This window comes from Pseudomonas sp. NPDC087185, assembly GCF_044744955.1.
In the GTDB taxonomy this organism is placed as follows: domain Bacteria; phylum Pseudomonadota; class Gammaproteobacteria; order Pseudomonadales; family Pseudomonadaceae; genus Aquipseudomonas.
On sequence record NZ_JBIUZK010000004.1, the window covers coordinates 436,902 to 453,029 of the forward strand.

Annotated in this window: 16 protein-coding genes; 9 read left to right on the top strand and 7 right to left on the bottom strand. The window is 63.3% G+C overall.

The annotated features are described in order from the left end of the window. Window positions 1-23 precede the first annotated feature (23 nt). Genes ssuD through ACIPIJ_RS16635 form a run of 4 tightly spaced genes read left to right on the top strand, consistent with a single transcriptional unit; the run spans window position 24 to window position 3,045 of the window. Window positions 24-1,172: an FMNH2-dependent alkanesulfonate monooxygenase gene (ssuD, locus tag ACIPIJ_RS16620; RefSeq protein ID WP_401078444.1), complete on the top strand. Its 1,149-nt coding sequence runs from the start codon at window positions 24-26 to the stop codon at window positions 1,170-1,172. A 10-nt stretch (window positions 1,173-1,182) separates the two neighbouring features. Continuing rightward, entirely contained in the window at window positions 1,183-1,980 is a 798-nt protein-coding gene (gene ssuC / locus ACIPIJ_RS16625; RefSeq protein ID WP_401078447.1) for an aliphatic sulfonate ABC transporter permease SsuC, read from the top strand. Further along, entirely contained in the window at window positions 1,977-2,789 is an 813-nt protein-coding gene (gene ssuB / locus ACIPIJ_RS16630) for an aliphatic sulfonates ABC transporter ATP-binding protein (protein WP_401078449.1), read from the top strand. Before ssuC ends, ssuB begins: the two co-directional genes overlap by 4 nt. Before the next feature lie 40 nt (window positions 2,790-2,829). Then, window positions 2,830-3,045, top strand: coding sequence for a molybdopterin-binding protein (locus tag ACIPIJ_RS16635; RefSeq protein ID WP_008095172.1), 216 nt, complete (start codon window positions 2,830-2,832; stop codon window positions 3,043-3,045). A gap of 122 nt (window positions 3,046-3,167) precedes the next feature. Here ACIPIJ_RS16635 and ACIPIJ_RS16640 read toward each other — a convergent pair whose 3' ends face one another. The 4 genes from ACIPIJ_RS16640 to ACIPIJ_RS16655 all read right to left on the bottom strand — a co-directional run bounded on the left by ACIPIJ_RS16640 (window position 3,168) and on the right by ACIPIJ_RS16655 (window position 8,238). Beyond that, window positions 3,168-3,800: a TetR/AcrR family transcriptional regulator gene (locus ACIPIJ_RS16640; RefSeq protein WP_387523596.1), complete on the bottom strand. Its 633-nt coding sequence runs from the start codon at window positions 3,798-3,800 to the stop codon at window positions 3,168-3,170. Beyond that, window positions 3,800-5,377 carry a glutamate--cysteine ligase gene (gene gshA, locus ACIPIJ_RS16645; RefSeq protein ID WP_401078451.1) on the bottom strand — a complete coding sequence of 526 codons (1,578 nt, stop codon included), beginning with the start codon at window positions 5,375-5,377 and terminating at the stop codon, window positions 3,800-3,802. The genes ACIPIJ_RS16640 and gshA overlap by 1 nt, the downstream gene beginning before the upstream one ends. Window positions 5,378-5,530: 153 nt before the next feature. Beyond that, window positions 5,531-5,914 carry a PaaI family thioesterase gene (locus ACIPIJ_RS16650; RefSeq protein WP_401078454.1) on the bottom strand — a complete coding sequence of 128 codons (384 nt, stop codon included), beginning with the start codon at window positions 5,912-5,914 and terminating at the stop codon, window positions 5,531-5,533. Further along, window positions 5,914-8,238: a Tex family protein gene (locus tag ACIPIJ_RS16655; protein ID WP_401078456.1), complete on the bottom strand. Its 2,325-nt coding sequence runs from the start codon at window positions 8,236-8,238 to the stop codon at window positions 5,914-5,916. The genes ACIPIJ_RS16650 and ACIPIJ_RS16655 overlap by 1 nt, the downstream gene beginning before the upstream one ends. A gap of 228 nt (window positions 8,239-8,466) precedes the next feature. Between ACIPIJ_RS16655 and ompR the strand changes: the two genes are divergently transcribed. Beyond that, complete coding sequence (gene ompR / locus ACIPIJ_RS16660) at window positions 8,467-9,207, top strand: two-component system response regulator OmpR (RefSeq protein WP_317660233.1); 741 nt, start codon at window positions 8,467-8,469, stop codon at window positions 9,205-9,207. A gap of 13 nt (window positions 9,208-9,220) precedes the next feature. After that, window positions 9,221-10,534, top strand: a complete 1,314-nt coding sequence (locus ACIPIJ_RS16665) for an ATP-binding protein (RefSeq protein WP_401078459.1) — start codon at window positions 9,221-9,223, stop codon at window positions 10,532-10,534. Between the two features lie 115 nt (window positions 10,535-10,649). Here the strand turns inward: ACIPIJ_RS16665 and rimK are convergent, their stop codons facing one another. After that, complete coding sequence (gene rimK / locus ACIPIJ_RS16670) at window positions 10,650-11,555, bottom strand: 30S ribosomal protein S6--L-glutamate ligase (RefSeq protein ID WP_401078462.1); 906 nt, start codon at window positions 11,553-11,555, stop codon at window positions 10,650-10,652. Continuing rightward, the gene (locus tag ACIPIJ_RS16675; protein WP_401078464.1) at window positions 11,552-12,034 is read right to left on the bottom strand and encodes an ATP-dependent zinc protease; all 483 of its coding nucleotides are present in this window, start codon (window positions 12,032-12,034) and stop codon (window positions 11,552-11,554) included. The genes rimK and ACIPIJ_RS16675 overlap by 4 nt, the downstream gene beginning before the upstream one ends. 109 nt (window positions 12,035-12,143) lie before the next feature. Here ACIPIJ_RS16675 and ACIPIJ_RS16680 point away from each other — a divergent pair, with 109 nt between their 5' ends. Next, entirely contained in the window at window positions 12,144-12,545 is a 402-nt protein-coding gene (locus ACIPIJ_RS16680) for an RNA-binding S4 domain-containing protein (protein ID WP_401078466.1), read from the top strand. A gap of 28 nt (window positions 12,546-12,573) precedes the next feature. Here the strand turns inward: ACIPIJ_RS16680 and ACIPIJ_RS16685 are convergent, their stop codons facing one another. Continuing rightward, window positions 12,574-13,368, bottom strand: a complete 795-nt coding sequence (locus tag ACIPIJ_RS16685; protein WP_401078468.1) for a phosphatase PAP2 family protein — start codon at window positions 13,366-13,368, stop codon at window positions 12,574-12,576. Window positions 13,369-13,487: 119 nt separating this feature from the next. Here ACIPIJ_RS16685 and hslO point away from each other — a divergent pair, with 119 nt between their 5' ends. Beyond that, window positions 13,488-14,387, top strand: a complete 900-nt coding sequence (hslO, locus tag ACIPIJ_RS16690) for an Hsp33 family molecular chaperone HslO (RefSeq protein ID WP_401078470.1) — start codon at window positions 13,488-13,490, stop codon at window positions 14,385-14,387. A gap of 179 nt (window positions 14,388-14,566) precedes the next feature. Continuing rightward, on the top strand, window positions 14,567-16,108 hold the full coding sequence (locus tag ACIPIJ_RS16695) for a phosphoenolpyruvate carboxykinase (protein ID WP_401078473.1): 1,542 nt from the start codon (window positions 14,567-14,569) through the stop codon (window positions 16,106-16,108). Window positions 16,109-16,128: the final 20 nt, after the last annotated feature.

Below are 16,128 nucleotides of genomic sequence, written 5' to 3' on the forward strand. Positions count from 1 at the left end.
CCACCCTTGAGGAGACAACTCCAATGAGCCTTAACATTTTCTGGTTCCTCCCCACCCACGGTGACGGCAAGTACCTGGGCACTTCCGATGGCGCCCGTGCGGTCGACCATGGCTACTTGCAGCAGATCGCTCAGGCTGCCGACCGCCTTGGGTTTGGTGGGGTGCTGATCCCGACCGGGCGCTCCTGCGAGGATTCCTGGCTGGTGGCAGCGTCGCTGATCCCGGTGACCCAGCACCTGAAGTTCCTGGTCGCCCTGCGCCCCGGCATCATTTCGCCGACCGTGGCCGCCCGCCAGGCCGCCACCCTGGACCGCCTGTCCAACGGCCGTGCGCTGTTCAACCTGGTGACCGGTGGCGACCCGGACGAACTGGCCGGTGACGGCCTGCACCTGAACCACCAGGAGCGCTACGAAGCCTCGGTCGAGTTCACCCGTATCTGGCGCAAGGTGCTGGAAGGCGAGAACGTCGATTACGACGGCAAGCACATCCAGGTGAAGGGCGCCAAGCTACTCTACCCGCCGATTCAGCAACCCCGTCCGCCCCTCTATTTCGGCGGTTCGTCCGAAGCCGCTCAGGACCTGGCCGCCGAGCAGGTCGAGCTGTACCTGACCTGGGGCGAGCCACCTGCGGCCGTCGCCGAGAAGATCGCCCAGGTACGCGAAAAAGCGGCTGCGCAAGGCCGTGAAGTGCGCTTCGGCATCCGCCTGCACGTGATCGTGCGGGAAACCAATGAAGAAGCCTGGGCCGCCGCCGACCGCCTGATCTCGCACCTGGACGATGACACCATCGCCCGTGCCCAGGCTTCGCTGGCACGTTTCGACTCGGTGGGCCAGCAGCGCATGGCTGCCCTGCACGGCGGCAACCGCGACAACCTGGAAGTCAGCCCCAACCTGTGGGCAGGTGTCGGCCTGGTGCGTGGCGGCGCCGGTACCGCGCTGGTCGGCGATAGCCCGACCGTGGCCGCACGGGTCAAGGAATACGCCGATTTGGGTATCGATACCTTCATATTCTCGGGTTATCCACACCTGGAAGAGTCGTACCGGGTGGCCGAACTGCTGTTCCCGCACCTTGACGTGCAACGCCCGGAGCAACCGAAAACCGGCGGCTACGTGAGCCCGTTCGGCGAGATGGTGGCCAACGACATCCTGCCCAAGTCCGTGTCGCAGAGCTGAGGGCCGGACCATGAGTCGTGCAACTTCCTCCAACCTGACCCAGCGCCTGGCGCCGTGGGCGCTGCCGGTGCTGCTGTTGGCCGTCTGGCAACTGGCGGTCAGCGCGGGCTGGCTGTCGACGCGCATCCTGCCGGCACCCAGCGCAGTGGTCAGCGCCGGTGTCGAGCTGGTGCGCAGCGGCGAAATCTGGACCCACCTGGCCATCAGTGGCTGGCGTGCCGGCCTGGGCTTCGTGATCGGCGGCAGCATCGGCCTGGTGCTGGGCTTCATCACCGGCCTGTCGAACTGGGGCGAACGCCTGCTCGACAGCTCGGTGCAGATGATCCGCAACGTGCCGCACCTGGCGCTGATCCCGCTGGTGATCCTGTGGTTCGGCATCGACGAGTCGGCGAAGATCTTCCTGGTCGCCCTGGGCACGTTGTTCCCGATCTACCTGAACACCTACCACGGTATTCGTAACGTCGACCCGGCACTGGTGGAAATGGCCCGCAGCTATGGCCTGTCCGGCTTCGGCCTGTTCCGTCAGGTGATCCTGCCGGGTGCGCTGCCTTCGATCCTGGTCGGTGTGCGTTTTGCCCTGGGCTTCATGTGGCTGACCCTGATCGTTGCCGAGACCATTTCGGCCAACGCCGGCATCGGTTACCTGGCGATGAACGCCCGTGAATTCCTGCAGACCGACGTGGTGGTCCTGGCCATCGTCCTGTATGCCGTGCTCGGCAAGCTCGCCGACCTCGCCGCCCGCGGCCTGGAACGTGTGTGGCTGCGCTGGCACCCGGCCTATCAAGTGGCCAAGAAGGAGGGCGCATGACCGTGCTCAAGGAACAACCGCCGCGCCTGCTGCGTGGCATCCCGCTGGCCTCCAACGGCCTGCGCAAGACCTTTGGCCAGCGCGAAGTGCTGAAAGGCATCGACCTGCATATCCCGGCGGGCCAGTTCGTCGCCATCGTTGGCCGTAGCGGCTGCGGCAAGAGCACCTTGCTGCGCTTGCTGGCCGGGCTCGACCAGCCCACTGCCGGTGAACTGCTGGCCGGTGCCGCGCCGCTGGCCGAGGCCCGCGAGGAAACCCGCCTGATGTTCCAGGATGCACGGCTGCTGCCCTGGAAGAAGGTGATCGACAACGTCGGCCTGGGCCTGTCGGGAGACTGGCGGGCAAAGGCACTGGACGCCCTGGAAGCGGTTGGCCTGGCTGATCGTGCCCATGAATGGCCTGCGGCTTTGTCCGGTGGCCAGAAGCAACGGGTAGCCCTTGCCCGGGCCTTGATCCACCAGCCGCGCCTGCTGCTGCTGGACGAGCCGCTCGGCGCCCTGGATGCCCTGACGCGTATCGAAATGCAGCAACTGATCGAGCGCCTGTGGCGTCAGCACGGTTTTACCGTGTTGCTGGTGACCCACGACGTCAGTGAAGCCGTCGCCGTGGCCGACCGGGTGATCCTGATCGAGGACGGCGAAGTCGGCCTGGACCTCAACGTCGACCTCGCGCGTCCAAGGGCGCGTGGTTCACACCGCCTGGCTTCGCTGGAAAGCGAAGTGCTCAACCGTGTTCTGTCGGCCCCGGGCACTGCGCCCGAGCCGGATCCTGTAGCCCCTTTGCCCACGCAACTGCGTTGGGCGCACTGAAACACTCACTTACCAGACTGAAGCCAAAGGGAATCAAGCCATGACTATCAAAGCGATCAACGTCCGCAACCAGTTCAAAGGCACTGTGAAAGAAATCCTCGAAGGCCCGGTACTGTCGGAAATCGACGTGCAGACCGCCTCCGGTATCGTCACTTCGGTGATCACCACCCGCTCTGTGAAAGAGCTGGAGCTGCAAGTGGGCAGCGAAGTGATTGCCTTCGTGAAGTCGACTGAAGTGTCTATCGCCAAGCTGTGATGAACGTGGCCCATGGGGCTGCTTTGCAGCCCAATCGCCGGCAAGCCAGCTCGCACAGGTACTGCGCAGGTTTCAAGCCTTGTGTCGTATCTGTGGGCGCTGGCTTGCCGGCGATGAGGCCTTCAAGTCTGACGCTTGGCTAAAAACGGCGGCAGGTACAACCCCAGATACGCCTCGAACACCCGCTTGCCTTCCTCGGCCATGCGCGGGGTGATCGCCTCGTGCAGCTGCACCGAACGTGCATACACCCGGTCGCTCAGTTCCATGGCCAATGCGAACACATCCACATCCGCAGGCATCACCGGTAACCTGAAGTGCTGGTCGAACAGCTTGTGCATCAGGTCGCCCAGTTCCATGTCGTGCTGCCGGTCGGCCTGCACCACTTCGCTCAGGCCATGCTGCGCCAAAATCAACTGTCGCGCCGCAGCATCGCCGTTGTAGATGTCGAGCATGCGCTGCTCGATCAATCGCGAAAGCTCGTGCCAGGTGGTCAGCGTACTGCTGTCTATCGGGGCGCTGAGGGCCTCGCGAAACGCCCGGTGCACATCGGCGGTCAGCGCTTCGAGCAATGCTGGCACGCTGGCGAAGAAGTGGTACACCGATGACGGCGGTATCTGCGCCCGCTCGGCCACGCTGTAGATCGACAGCGCCGCCACCCCTTGCTCGGCCAACAGCTCGCGCGCAGCCGCCAGGATCGCTTCGATCCTGGCCTGGCTGCTGGCGCGGGGCTTGCGCGGGGAGGCGGTGCGGCTCATCAGTTGCTGATCGCCAGGATGCTGGCCTGATAGGCACCGACGAACAGGTCGAAGTCGCCGACCTCTTGCTGTTCCAGGCGCGACTGCTCGGCCAGCGAATTGCGGGCGAGGGTCTCATAGGCCTGCTGGCGCTCAGCGGGCAGTGGCTGCTCGCGGAAGGTTTCGGCGTGCAGGCGGCTCTGGCGCAGGGAGAACGCGATGAAGCTTTCGTCGTGCTCGGCCATGCGTGCCAGCACCTGGGCCGATGGCGTGAGCGAGGCGTCGTCGATCTTGGCCTGTTGCGCTTCCAGGGCCTTGGCGTGTTCATCACCGCCCTGGGCGCGGTCAAGCAACTCGGCCAATTGGCCGATGCGGCCGATCAGCTCGGTGGCCCAGGCTTTCAACTCGATCGGCTCGCCGTTACGGTGCAGCTTGAGGCCAGGGCGGCGGCCTTCCTTGACCACGGTCAGGAAGTTGTCGGTGCACTGGCCGCACTCGCCGTTGTCCAGTTGCGGGCTGTCGTCCAGCGCACAGAGCAGCAGGAAGGCGTCGAGGAAACGCGCTTCGGTCAGGTCGACGCCCACCGGCAGGAACGGGTTGATGTCCAGGCAGCGCACCTCGACATACTGCACGCCACGCGAGGTCAGGGCCTGGATCGGCCGTTCGCCGGTATAGGTAACGCGCTTGGGACGGATGTTCGAGTAGTACTCGTTCTCGATCTGCAGGATGTTGGTGTTCAACTGCACCCATTCGCCGTCCACGTGCGTGCCGACTTCGACGTAAGGCGGGTAGGGCGTGCCCACCGCCTTGCGCAGGCTGTCGGTGTAGCTGGCCAGGTTGTTGTAGCACGGCGTGAGGCCAGCCTGGGCGTTGCTCTGGTAACCCAGGTCGCTCATGCGCAGGCTGGTGGCGTAGGGCAGGTACAGGGTGTCGGGGTCCAGTTCTTCGAGCTGGTGCGGGCGGCCACGCAGGAAGCCCTTGTCCAGCGCCGGCGAGGCCCCGAACAGGTACATCAACAGCCAGCTGTAGCGGCGGAAGTTGCGGATCAGCGCAATGTAGGCCGAGGACTGGAAGTCGCGGTCGTCTTCCGTGCTGCCTTCGGCTGCGCGCAGCAGGGGCCACAGCGCTTCGGGCAGCGAGAAGTTGTAATGGATACCGGCGATGCACTGCATCGTGCGGCCGTAACGCAGGGCCAGGCCCTTGCGGTAGACATGCTTGAGCTTGCCGATGTTCGAGGTGCCGTACTCGGCGATCGGGATGTCCTCCTCGGCCGGCAGCGTGCACGGCATCGACGGGCTCCACAGGTATTCGTCGGCGAGCTTGCTATAGACGAAACGGTGGGTTTCCTCGAGGCTTTCGAGCACCTTGGCCGGGTCGGGCAGGGCCGGAGTGATGAACTCCAGCAGCGACTCGGAATAATCGGTGGTGATCTGCTCGTTGGTCAGCGCCGAACCCAAGGCCTCAGGATGCGGGGTCTGGGCCAGGCGGCCTGCGTCGGTCACGCGCAGGCATTCGCGCTCAATACCGTGCAGGCACTGCTTGAGCAGGGGAAGATTGGCGCCGAGCAGGCTCAGGCGGCGGTTGAGGAGTTCGCTCAAGATGTATTCCTTCACGCGTCAGTCGCCCCAATATGGGGGTAGAGATAACGGTCTACAAGGGTAGGAAGAAAGGAACTGGCGTTGTCGCCTGGTTTACGCGGATCCAGCAGTGCCAGCGCACTGCTGAAAATACCGCAGATACTGCTTGGTGAGCTAGAGAACCGCGAAGGTTCCTTGCGCTTTCGCCACCAGCTTGTCGCCTTGGACTACGTCGGCGTCGACCACCAGGGTGCGGCGCCCGGCGTGCAGCACACGGGCGGTGCACAGCACCTCGCCGTCACTGACCGCACGCATGTAGTTGATCTTGCATTCGATGGTCACGCTCTGCTGGTCGAAACCATGGCTGGCCGAGCAGGCCAGGCCCATGGCGATGTCCACCAGGCTGAAGATGGCCCCGCCGTGCAGCTTCTGGCCGCGGTTGCGCAGGTGCGGCTCGAGCGCCAGGGCTACCTCGGCAACACCTGTGTCCAGGCGTTGCACGCGGCAGCCGAGGAGCTGGCTGTAGGCGCTTTGTACCTGCTCGCTGGGGATTTCCATCACTTCTTCTTCAACTGCTTGGCGTTGGCGAACAGCGAGGCCATGGCGTTGTTGGCCGGGGCGGCGGTGGCAGTTTCACGCTGGCGCGGTGCCTGCTGCTGGCGGTTGCCACCGTTGCCACGGTTGCCGCCACGGTTGCCTTCGACCTTTTCGCCCGGGGTGTCGCTCATGCGCATGGACAGGCCGACGCGCTTGCGCGGGATGTCCACTTCCATGACCTTGACCTTGACCACGTCACCGGCCTTGACCGCTTCGCGCGGGTCTTTGATGAACTTCTCCGACAGCGCCGAAATGTGCACCAAGCCGTCCTGGTGGACGCCGATGTCGACGAAAGCACCGAAGTTGGTCACGTTGGTAACCACGCCTTCGAGGATCATGCCCGGTTCCAGGTCCTTGAGGTCCTCGACGCCGTCCTGGAAGGTGGCCGTCTTGAACTCGGGGCGTGGGTCACGGCCGGGTTTGTCCAGCTCTTGCAGGATGTCGGTGACGGTCGGCAGGCCGAAGCTCTCGTCGGTGAACTGCTTCGGGTCGAGGCGCTTGAGGAAGCCACTGTCGCCGATCAGCGAACGGATGTCGCGGTCGGTGTCGGCGGCAATGCGCTGCACCAGCGGGTAGGCCTCAGGGTGAACGGCCGAGGCGTCCAGTGGGTTGTCACCGTTCATCACGCGCAGGAAGCCGGCAGCCTGCTCGAAGGTTTTTTCGCCCAGGCGGCTGACTTTCTTCAGCGCGGCACGGGTGGCGAACGGGCCGTTGGCGTCGCGGTGGGCGACGATATTCTGCGCCAGGGTCGCGTTGAGGCCGGAGATGCGCGTCAGCAGCGCCACCGAGGCGGTGTTGACGTCAACACCTACGGCGTTCACGCAGTCCTCGACCACGGCGTCCAGGCCGCGTGCCAGCTTGAGCTGGGACACGTCGTGCTGGTATTGGCCGACACCGATGGATTTCGGGTCGATCTTCACCAGCTCGGCCAGCGGGTCCTGCAGGCGGCGGGCGATCGAAACCGCACCCCGGATCGACACGTCCAGGTCCGGGAACTCGCGCGCCGCCAGCTCCGACGCCGAGTACACCGATGCGCCGGCTTCGGAGACCATGATCTTGGTGATCTGCAGTGCGGGGTACTTTTTCACCAGCTCTGCCACCAGCTTGTCGCTTTCGCGGCTGGCGGTGCCGTTGCCGATGGCGATCAGTTCCACCGAGTGCTTGGCGCACAGGGCGGCAAGAATGGAAATCGTACGGTCCCAGTCGTTTTTCGGCGCGTGCGGGTAGACCGTGGTGTAGTCCAGCAGCTTGCCAGTGGCATCGACCACCGCAACCTTGCAGCCGGTACGCAGGCCCGGGTCGAAGCCCAGGGTGGCACGCGGGCCGGCCGGGGCGGCCAGCAACAGGTCGTGCAGGTTGTGGGCGAACACGTTGATCGCCTCGCCTTCGGCGTTGTCGCGCAGCTCGCCGAACAGGTCGGTTTCCAGGTGGGTGTACAGCTTGACCTTCCAGGTCCAGCGCACCACCTCGCCGAGCCATTTGTCGGCCGGGCGGTTGCGGTTTTCGATGGCAACGTGTTGGCCGATCATCAGCTCGCAGGGGTGCAGGGTGCCCGGCAGCTCTTCGCCAACCTTCAGCGAAGCGCTCAGCACGCCTTCGTTGCGCCCGCGGAAGATCGCCAGGGCGCGGTGCGAGGGGGCGTTGCGCAGCAGCTCGTCATGGGCGAAGTAGTCGCGGAACTTGGCGCCTTCTTCTTCCTTGCCGGCCACCACGCGGGCGCTGAGCACGGCTTCCTGCTTGAGGAAGTTGCGCAACTTGTCGAGCAGCGCGGCGTCTTCGGCGAAGCGTTCCATGAGGATGTACTTGGCGCCTTCCAGCGCGGCCTTGACGTCGGCCACGCCTTTTTCGGCATCGACGAAGCGCGCGGCTTCGCTTTCCGGCGTCAGTTGCGGGTCGTTGAACAGCGCGTCGGCCAGCTCGCCGAGGCCGGCTTCCAGGGCGATCTGGCCCTTGGTGCGGCGTTTCTGCTTGTACGGCAGGTAAAGGTCTTCGAGGCGGGTCTTGGTGTCGGCCAGCTTGATCTCGCGGGCCAGCTCAGGGGTCAGCTTGCCTTGCTCCTCGATGCTGGAAAGGATGCTCGCGCGGCGATCGTCGAGTTCGCGCAGGTAGCGCAGACGTTCTTCCAGGTGGCGCAGCTGGGTGTCGTCCAGGCTGCCGGTCACTTCCTTGCGGTAACGGGCGATGAAGGGCACGGTCGAGCCTTCGTCCAACAGGCCCACGGCCGCCTCGACCTGCTGAGGGCGTACGCCCAGTTCCTCGGCGATACGGCTGTTGATGCTGTCCATGTAAACCACCTGACATTTGTGAATACGGGGGCTGCGAGGCGCTTGTTCCGCCCGGCGGCGCTGGATGAAAGCCGCGCATTATACCCATCGGAGACAGGTTGCGGTGATGGCGCCAGGCCAGTGGCGCAGCCCCGGAACTGGCGCCGGGGGAAAAATCTGCTAACAATGCTCACGGCACGCGTGGCAATGGCTACGCCATAATGCGCGGCGATATCAGAGGAGTTATTCATGACCGGCACCCCGAACACCGCTGAAGGTGACAAGATTCTCATCGTCGACGACGATCCCGGGCTCAGCAGCCTGCTGGAACGTTTCTTCACCAGCAAGGGCTACCGTGCCCGCGCGGTGCCCAACACCGAACAGATGGACCGCCTGCTGCAGCGTGAGGTGTTCAACCTGGTGGTGCTCGACCTGATGCTGCCGGGCGAAGATGGCCTGTCCGCGTGCAAGCGCCTGCGCCAGTCCAACAACCAGATCCCGATCATCATGCTCACCGCCAAGGGCGACGAACTCAGCCGCATCAAGGGGCTGGAGCTGGGCGCGGACGATTACCTGGGCAAGCCGTTCAACCCCGATGAGCTGATGGCGCGGGTCAAGGCCGTGCTGCGCCGCCAGGCGCCGAGTGTACCGGGCGCACCAGGGAGCGAGGACGAATCGGTTACCTTCGGTGACTACGAGCTGTCGCTGGCCACCCGTGAACTCAAGCGCGGTGAAGAGGTGCACATGCTGACCACCGGCGAGTTCGCCGTGCTCAAGGCGCTGGTCATGCATGCGCGTGAACCGCTGACCCGCGACAAACTGATGAACCTGGCCCGTGGCCGTGAGTGGGATGCCCTCGAGCGCTCCATTGACGTACAGATTTCGCGCCTGCGCCGCATGATCGAACCGGACCCATCCAAGCCACGGTATATCCAGACTGTGTGGGGCGTAGGTTACGTCTTCGTGCCGGACGGAAACGCCGGAAAATGAAGCCTCACCGTCGATGAAAACGCCGCTCTGGTTCCCGCAAAGCTTCTTCGCCCGCACGTTGTGGCTGGTGCTGATCGTCGTCCTGTTCTCCAAGGCACTGACCCTGGTCTATCTGCTGATGAACGAGGATGTGCTGGTCGATCGGCAGTACAGCCACGGTGTGGCGTTGACGCTGCGTGCCTACTGGGCAGCCGATGAAGAAAACCGCGACAAGATTGCCGAAGCCGCAGGCCTGATCCGCGTGACCGGTTCTGGCGTGCCGGAAGGCGAGCAGCACTGGCCCTACAGTGAAATCTATCAGCGGCAGATGCAGGCTGAACTGGGCGAGGACACCGAAGTGCGCTTGCGCATTCACGCGCCGCCTGCGTTGTGGGTCAATGCGCCCAGCCTTGGCCCTGGTTGGCTGAAAGTACCGTTGTATCCGCACCCGCTGCGCGGCCAGAAGATCTGGAACGTGCTGGGTTGGTTCCTGGCCATCGGCCTGTTGTCCACCGCGTCGGCCTGGATTTTCGTGCGCCAGCTCAACCAGCCGCTCAAGCGCCTGGTGTTCGCTGCCCGCCAGTTGGGCCAGGGGCGCAGCGTGCGCCTGCCGATCAGTGATACGCCCAGCGAGATGACCGAGGTGTACCGCGCGTTCAACCAGATGGCCGAAGATGTCGAACAGGCCGGGCGTGAGCGCGAACTGATGCTTGCAGGGGTTTCCCATGACCTGCGCACACCGCTGACACGCCTGCGCCTTTCCTTGTCATTGCTCGACAGCGACAACGAGCTGAGCGACGACATGGTCCGCGACATCGAAGACATGGACGCGATTCTCGACCAGTTCCTGGCCTTTATCCGTGATGGCCGCGACGAACCGGTGGAGGAGGTTGACCTGTCCGACCTGGTGCGTGAGGTGGTGGCGCCATATAACCAGCCTCAGGAACGGGTGCGCCTGTGCCTGGAGCCGATTCCACCATTCCCGCTGCGCCGGGTATCGCTCAAGCGCATGCTCGGCAACCTGATTGGCAATGCCTTGCATCACGCCGGCAAGGGCGTCGAGGTGGCCGCTTATGTATCGGGCGACGAGAGTGCGCCTTACGTGGTGCTCAGCGTACTGGACCGTGGCGCGGGGATCGACGAGTCGGAGCTGGAGACCATCTTCAACCCGTTCATTCGCGGTGACCGTGCCCGCGGAGGCAAGGGCACCGGGCTGGGGTTGGCGATCGTCAAGCGGATTGCGGCCCAGCATGGCGGGAATGTAGAGCTGCGCAATCGCTCCGGTGGTGGGATCGAGGCGCGGGTGAGGTTGCCATTGGGGTTGCTGCTACCGCGCAATGCGGTGTGATCGGTCTGCGGCCTCTTCGCGGCTAAGGCCGCTTCTACAGGGATAGCGCTGTGTTCGAGTTCAGCGCATTCACGGTGGGAGCGGCTTTAGCCGAGAAAAGGCCGGCACATTAACCTCAGCCTTTACCCTTGGTTCGGGTCTGATTCGGCCCGCCATTCTTCTCCAGGTGCTCGATGATCATCCCGGCCACGTTCTTGCTGGTAGTCACTTCGATGCCTTCCAGGCCCGGTGAAGAGTTCACCTCCATCACCAGTGGCCCGTGGTTGGAGCGCAGGATATCCACACCCGCCACGCTCAAACCCATCACCTTGGCCGCACGGATGGCGGTGATGCGCTCCTCAGGGGTGATCTTGATCAGGCTGGCCACACCGCCGCGGTGCAGGTTGGAGCGGAACTCGCCCGGCTTGGCCTGGCGCTTCATCGAAGCAATCACCTTGTCACCCACCACGAAGCAGCGAATGTCGGCGCCACCGGCCTCCTTGATGTACTCCTGAACCATGATGTTTTGCTTCAGGCCCATGAACGCCTCGATCACCGACTCGGCCGCCTGGGTGGTTTCGCATAGCACCACACCGATGCCTTGAGTGCCTTCGAGCACCTTGATCACGAGTGGCGCCCCATTGACCATCTGGATCAGATCGGGGATGTCGTCCGGCGAGTGGGCGAAACCGGTAATCGGCAGGCCGATGCCGCGCCGCGACAGCAGCTGCAATGAACGCAGCTTGTCACGGGAGCGGGCGATGGCTACCGATTCGTTGAGCGGGTACACGCCCATCATCTCGAACTGGCGCAGCACCGCGCAGCCATAGAAGGTCACCGAAGCGCCGATGCGCGGAATGACTGCATCGAAACCTTCCAGCGGCTTGCCACGGTAATGGATCTGCGGCTTGTGGCTGGCGATATTCATGTAGGCCCGCAGGGTATCGATCACCACCATTTCGTGGCCACGCTGGGTACCGGCTTCAACCAGGCGGCGGGTGGAATACAGACGCGGATTGCGCGACAGCACAGCGATCTTCATGCAGCACCTGTGACAGGGGAAAGGGTGGCCGCAAAGGCCGGTTTGTCTTGCACGTACTTGAGCCCGGGGTTGACCACCAGTTGGCCATGGATAAGCGCCTTGGAGCCGAGCAGCAGCCGATAGCGCATGCTCTTGCGGCAGGCCAAGGTGAATTCGACTTGCCACACGCGGTCACCCAGCGCCAACGGTGTGCGGATCACATAACGGGTCTGGGCGTGGCCATTGGAGCTCTTGATGGTTTTCATGGTGACCAGTGGGGCTTCGCAACGACGGTGGCGCAATTGCACGATCGAGCCCAGGTGCGCTGTAAACCGCACCCACGGCTGGCCGTCGCGCTCGAATGTCTCCACCTCGGTGGCGTGCAGGCTGGAGGTGCTGGCGCCGGTATCGATCTTGGCGCGCAGGCCGGCCACACCGAGGTCGGGCAGTGCGACCCACTCGCGCAGGCCGATCACAGTCAGATGGTCAAATGTCTTCACGAAGCACACCCAGTGGATAAGGTGGTGAACTGTAAGCACGGCGGGGACTTTTTGCATCCGTCAGTTACGGTAGTACAGTTCGGTTAAAGACAGAATTCGAGGTAACGCAATGGCACAAAAAGCCGAAGACGACGACAAGGTCCGCCTGGACAAATGGCTATGGGCGGCACGCTTCTACAAGACCCGTGCTTTGGCCAAGGCCGCGATCGAGAGCGGCAAGGTGCACTGCCGGGGCGAGCGCTGCAAGCCGGGCAAGGAGCCGCGGGTGGGCGATGCGTTCGTGCTGCGCACAGGCTTCGATGAGCGCACGGTGGTGGTCAAGGCACTGTCGGTGGTGCGTCGTGGAGCACCGCAAGCCCAGGCGTTGTATGAAGAAACCGAAGAAAGCGTGCGCCGCCGTGAGCAGGCTGCAGAGATGCGCAAGGCGGGAGCGATGGGTGTGACCACCGATGGCCGGCCGAACAAGAAGCAGCGGCGGCAGATTCATCAGCTGCATGGCAATTTTGAGTGAGCGGGGCTGCAAAGCAGCCCCCATCAGTTCAGCGGATTACCGCCAATCGCCCGACCAACGGTAGCTTGCCGGCAATGGCAAACAACGGCGCGGTACAGCGCAGCAGCCATGCGCTGCCCTTCGCCGCCAATGGCGTATGGCAACTCCAGCCCAACGCCAGCACCGCCATCAGCAAACCGCCGATATAGTCGTCCTGGCCCCAGTGCGCGCCCGCCACCAGGCGCGGCAGCATGAACAGGAGCGCTAGGCCCCAGGTCACCAGGTGCTGCCACAGGCGCCGGCTGAACAGGCTCATGAACAGTGCCCAGATCAGCAGTACCGAGGCGTGGTCACCCGGGAAGCTGTTGCTCGAACGGTCCTTGAGTTCCCAGGCTTTTTCCAGGTTCGGGTAGTAGTCGCTGAGGTGCACAACGCTGTCGAACACCATCGATGGGCTATCGTGTTGCCAGCCCATTGCATCGACCCACTTGGAAAACAGCGCGCGAATCACCACTAAGAGGATCAGGGTGACGAGAAAGCCAAAGAAGGCTTCACGTACCTGGCTGGCCTTGAACACCCAATCACCGCGAATCAGAACGGTCAGCAGGACCAGGCCGACGACGATGTCGAAGGGCCGCAGGCTGCCGACGGTCCAGATATAGCGCCAGGTGGTGTTGTCGGCCAACGGCGCATTGAGGCTGTGGAACAGCCACTCGTCGAAAGTCAGGCACAGGATCTGGCCAAAAGGCCATAACCAGAAACACAGTAGAGCGATCGGCAGCACGGTGCAGGCTGCCAGAGGGCCCCAGGACCACCTTGCTTGGAACAGTGGTCGATTGTCCATAAAATACCTCTATTGCAAACAGGAATCGGAGCGCCTTGTGAGCGCTCTGCCACGGGTTCTCGCTTGTTTTCGACATCCCGTGTAACCATTTTGTCATCATTTTTAGATAGCCAAAACCTATGAGCGATTTGCCTGATACCGATTTCACCCAACGTTTCATCTTCGACGACCGCGACATCCGCGGCGAGTGGGTGGCACTCGATGACAGCTACGCCGCAGTGTTGGCGCGTCACGCCTACCCACAGCCGGTGGCGACGCTGCTCGGCGAACTGATGGCCGCGACCTCGCTGCTGGTCGGCGCGATGAAGTTCGACGGCCTGCTGATTTTGCAGGCGCGTTCGGCTGGCCCGATCCCCTTGCTGATGGTGGAGTGCTCCAGCGAGCGCGATATTCGCGGCATGGCGCGCTATGAAGCGGATCAGATCCCTGCCGATGCGACGCTGGCCCAGCTGATGCCCGACGGCCACCTGACCCTGACCATCGACCCGGTCAAGGGCCAGCGCTACCAGGGGACCGTCGAGCTCGACGGCGCCAACCTGTCGGAGTGCTTCACCAATTACTTCATTCAGTCGCAGCAGACCAACACCCGCTTCTGGCTCAATGCCGAAGGTGGCAAGGCTCGCGGCCTGCTGTTGCAACAGCTGCCGGTCGATCGCCAGCGTGACGAAGAAGAGCGCGAAGACAGCTGGCAGCACGTGATCGCCCTGGCCAAGACGCTCAAGGCAGAAGAGTGGGCCGAGGACAACGAAACCCTGCTGCATCGCCTGTACCACGAAGACGCCGTGCGCCTGTTCGATATTCAGCCGCTGCGCTTCCAATGCAGCTGCTCGCGCGAACGTTCCGGCAATGCGCTGGTCAGTCTTGGCGAGCATGACGCCAAGCAACTGGTAGACGAATGTGGCGGCAAGGTGGAGATCGATTGCCAGTTCTGCAACGAGCGCTATTTCTTCGATGCCAGCGATGTTGCACAACTGTTTGCCGGTGGCGGTACGGACACCGCGTCAGAAACTCGCCACTGAAACGTTTAATTGCAGGGAAATCTCCTGTCGAATTGCGCAAAAGCGCGGTTACGACAGGAGGGGCCTACTTTTTTTGGGCGTTTCTGGCATAATCCGGCCACTTTTTTCGCTGTAGTAGTTTTTTACAGACAACTACAAAACGTTTGGAGCACTCGGCCTCGGGCCGGATGGGGTATCTCATGACGCAAGCCAACAACACCGTGTACACCGACCTGAGCGTCGATGAGCTGGTAAAAGAAGCGCTGCAACGCGGTGAAGGCGTGCTAGCCGATACCGGCGCACTGGTCGTCGAGACTGGGCACCGTACTGGCCGTTCGCCGGCTGACCGTTTCATCGTCGAAGAACCTTCCACCCAGGCCGCCATCGCCTGGGGCCCGATCAACCGCAAGTTCCCGGCCGATAAGTTCGATGCCCTGTGGGACCGCGTCGAGGCGTTCAACAACGCCCAGGATCACTTCGTTTCCTACGTTCACGTAGGGGCTGCCGCCGAGCACTACCTGCCGGTGAAGATGACCACCCAGACTGCCTGGCAGAACCTGTTCGGCCGTTGCCTGTTCATCAATCCTGAGCAGTTCAACCCGGCTGGCCGCGACCAGTGGCAGGTCCTCAACGTCGCCAACTTCGTGTGCGAACCTGAGCGTGACGGCACCAACTCCGACGGTTGCGTCATCATCAACTTCGCCGCCAAGAAGGTGCTGATCGCAGGCATGCGTTACGCCGGCGAAATGAAAAAAGCCATGTTCTCGGTGCAGAACTTCCTGCTGCCGGCTGCCGACGTGCTACCGATGCACTGCGCTGCCAACATCGGCGAAGAAGGCGATGTGACCCTGTTCTTCGGTCTGTCCGGCACCGGCAAGACCACCCTGTCGGCCGACGAAAGCCGTTACCTGATCGGTGACGACGAGCACGGTTGGGGCGAAGGCGTTGTCTTCAACATGGAAGGCGGCTGCTACGCCAAGTGCATCGACCTTTCCGAGAAGAACGAGCCGGTCATCTGGAAAGCCATCAAGCATGGCGCCGTGCTGGAAAACGTCGTCCTCGACGCCAACAAGCACGCCGACTACGCCGATGTCAGCCTGACCCAGAACAGCCGCGCCGCCTACCCGCTGGAGCACGTCGCCAAGCGCGCCGAAGCCAACCTGGGTGGCGAGCCTAACGCAGTCATCTTCCTGACCTGCGACCTGACTGGCGTTCTGCCGCCAGTTTCGATCCTGAACAATGAGCAGGCGGCCTACCACTTCCTGTCCGGTTACACCGCGCTGGTCGGTTCCACCGAAATGGGTTCGGGCGGCGGCATCAAGTCGACCTTCTCCACCTGCTTCGGTGCCCCGTTCTTCCCGCGCCCGGCTGGCGAGTACGCCGAGCTGCTGATCAAGCGTATCAACGGCTTCGGCTCCAAGGTCTACCTGGTCAACACCGGCTGGACCGGCGGTGGCTACGGCGTCGGCAAGCGCTTCAGCATCCCGACCACCCGTGGCGTGATCGCTGCCATCCAGAGCGGCGCGCTGATCGGTGCCGAGACCGAGCACCTGGACATCATCAACCTGGACGTGCCGAAGGCCGTTCCGGGCGTCGAAACCGAGCTGCTCAACCCGCGCAACACCTGGGCTGACCAAGCGGCCTACGACGAAGCGGCCAAAGGCCTGGCCAAGCTGTTCAGCGAGAACTTCAAGAAGTTCGACGTGTCCGACGCCATCAAGGCTGCTGGCCCTCAGCTTTAAGCTGACGCCAGCGTCTGAGG

What these genes read in the sequence shown, in the direction of transcription:
- ssuD (WP_401078444.1), top strand. Translation starts at nt 24, where the DNA reads ATGAGCCTTAACATTTTCTGGTTCCTCCCCACCCACGGTGACGGCAAG.
- ssuC (WP_401078447.1), top strand. Translation starts at nt 1,183, where the DNA reads ATGAGTCGTGCAACTTCCTCCAACCTGACCCAGCGCCTGGCGCCGTGG.
- ssuB (WP_401078449.1), top strand. Translation starts at nt 1,977, where the DNA reads ATGACCGTGCTCAAGGAACAACCGCCGCGCCTGCTGCGTGGCATCCCG.
- ACIPIJ_RS16635 (WP_008095172.1), top strand. Translation starts at nt 2,830, where the DNA reads ATGACTATCAAAGCGATCAACGTCCGCAACCAGTTCAAAGGCACTGTG.
- ACIPIJ_RS16640 (WP_387523596.1), bottom strand. Translation starts at nt 3,800, where the DNA reads ATGAGCCGCACCGCCTCCCCGCGCAAGCCCCGCGCCAGCAGCCAGGCC.
- ACIPIJ_RS16650 (WP_401078454.1), bottom strand. Translation starts at nt 5,914, where the DNA reads ATGGAAATCCCCAGCGAGCAGGTACAAAGCGCCTACAGCCAGCTCCTC.
- ACIPIJ_RS16655 (WP_401078456.1), bottom strand. Translation starts at nt 8,238, where the DNA reads ATGGACAGCATCAACAGCCGTATCGCCGAGGAACTGGGCGTACGCCCT.
- ompR (WP_317660233.1), top strand. Translation starts at nt 8,467, where the DNA reads ATGACCGGCACCCCGAACACCGCTGAAGGTGACAAGATTCTCATCGTC.
- ACIPIJ_RS16665 (WP_401078459.1), top strand. Translation starts at nt 9,221, where the DNA reads ATGAAAACGCCGCTCTGGTTCCCGCAAAGCTTCTTCGCCCGCACGTTG.
- rimK (WP_401078462.1), bottom strand. Translation starts at nt 11,555, where the DNA reads ATGAAGATCGCTGTGCTGTCGCGCAATCCGCGTCTGTATTCCACCCGC.
- ACIPIJ_RS16680 (WP_401078466.1), top strand. Translation starts at nt 12,144, where the DNA reads ATGGCACAAAAAGCCGAAGACGACGACAAGGTCCGCCTGGACAAATGG.
- ACIPIJ_RS16685 (WP_401078468.1), bottom strand. Translation starts at nt 13,368, where the DNA reads ATGGACAATCGACCACTGTTCCAAGCAAGGTGGTCCTGGGGCCCTCTG.
- hslO (WP_401078470.1), top strand. Translation starts at nt 13,488, where the DNA reads ATGAGCGATTTGCCTGATACCGATTTCACCCAACGTTTCATCTTCGAC.
- ACIPIJ_RS16695 (WP_401078473.1), top strand. Translation starts at nt 14,567, where the DNA reads ATGACGCAAGCCAACAACACCGTGTACACCGACCTGAGCGTCGATGAG.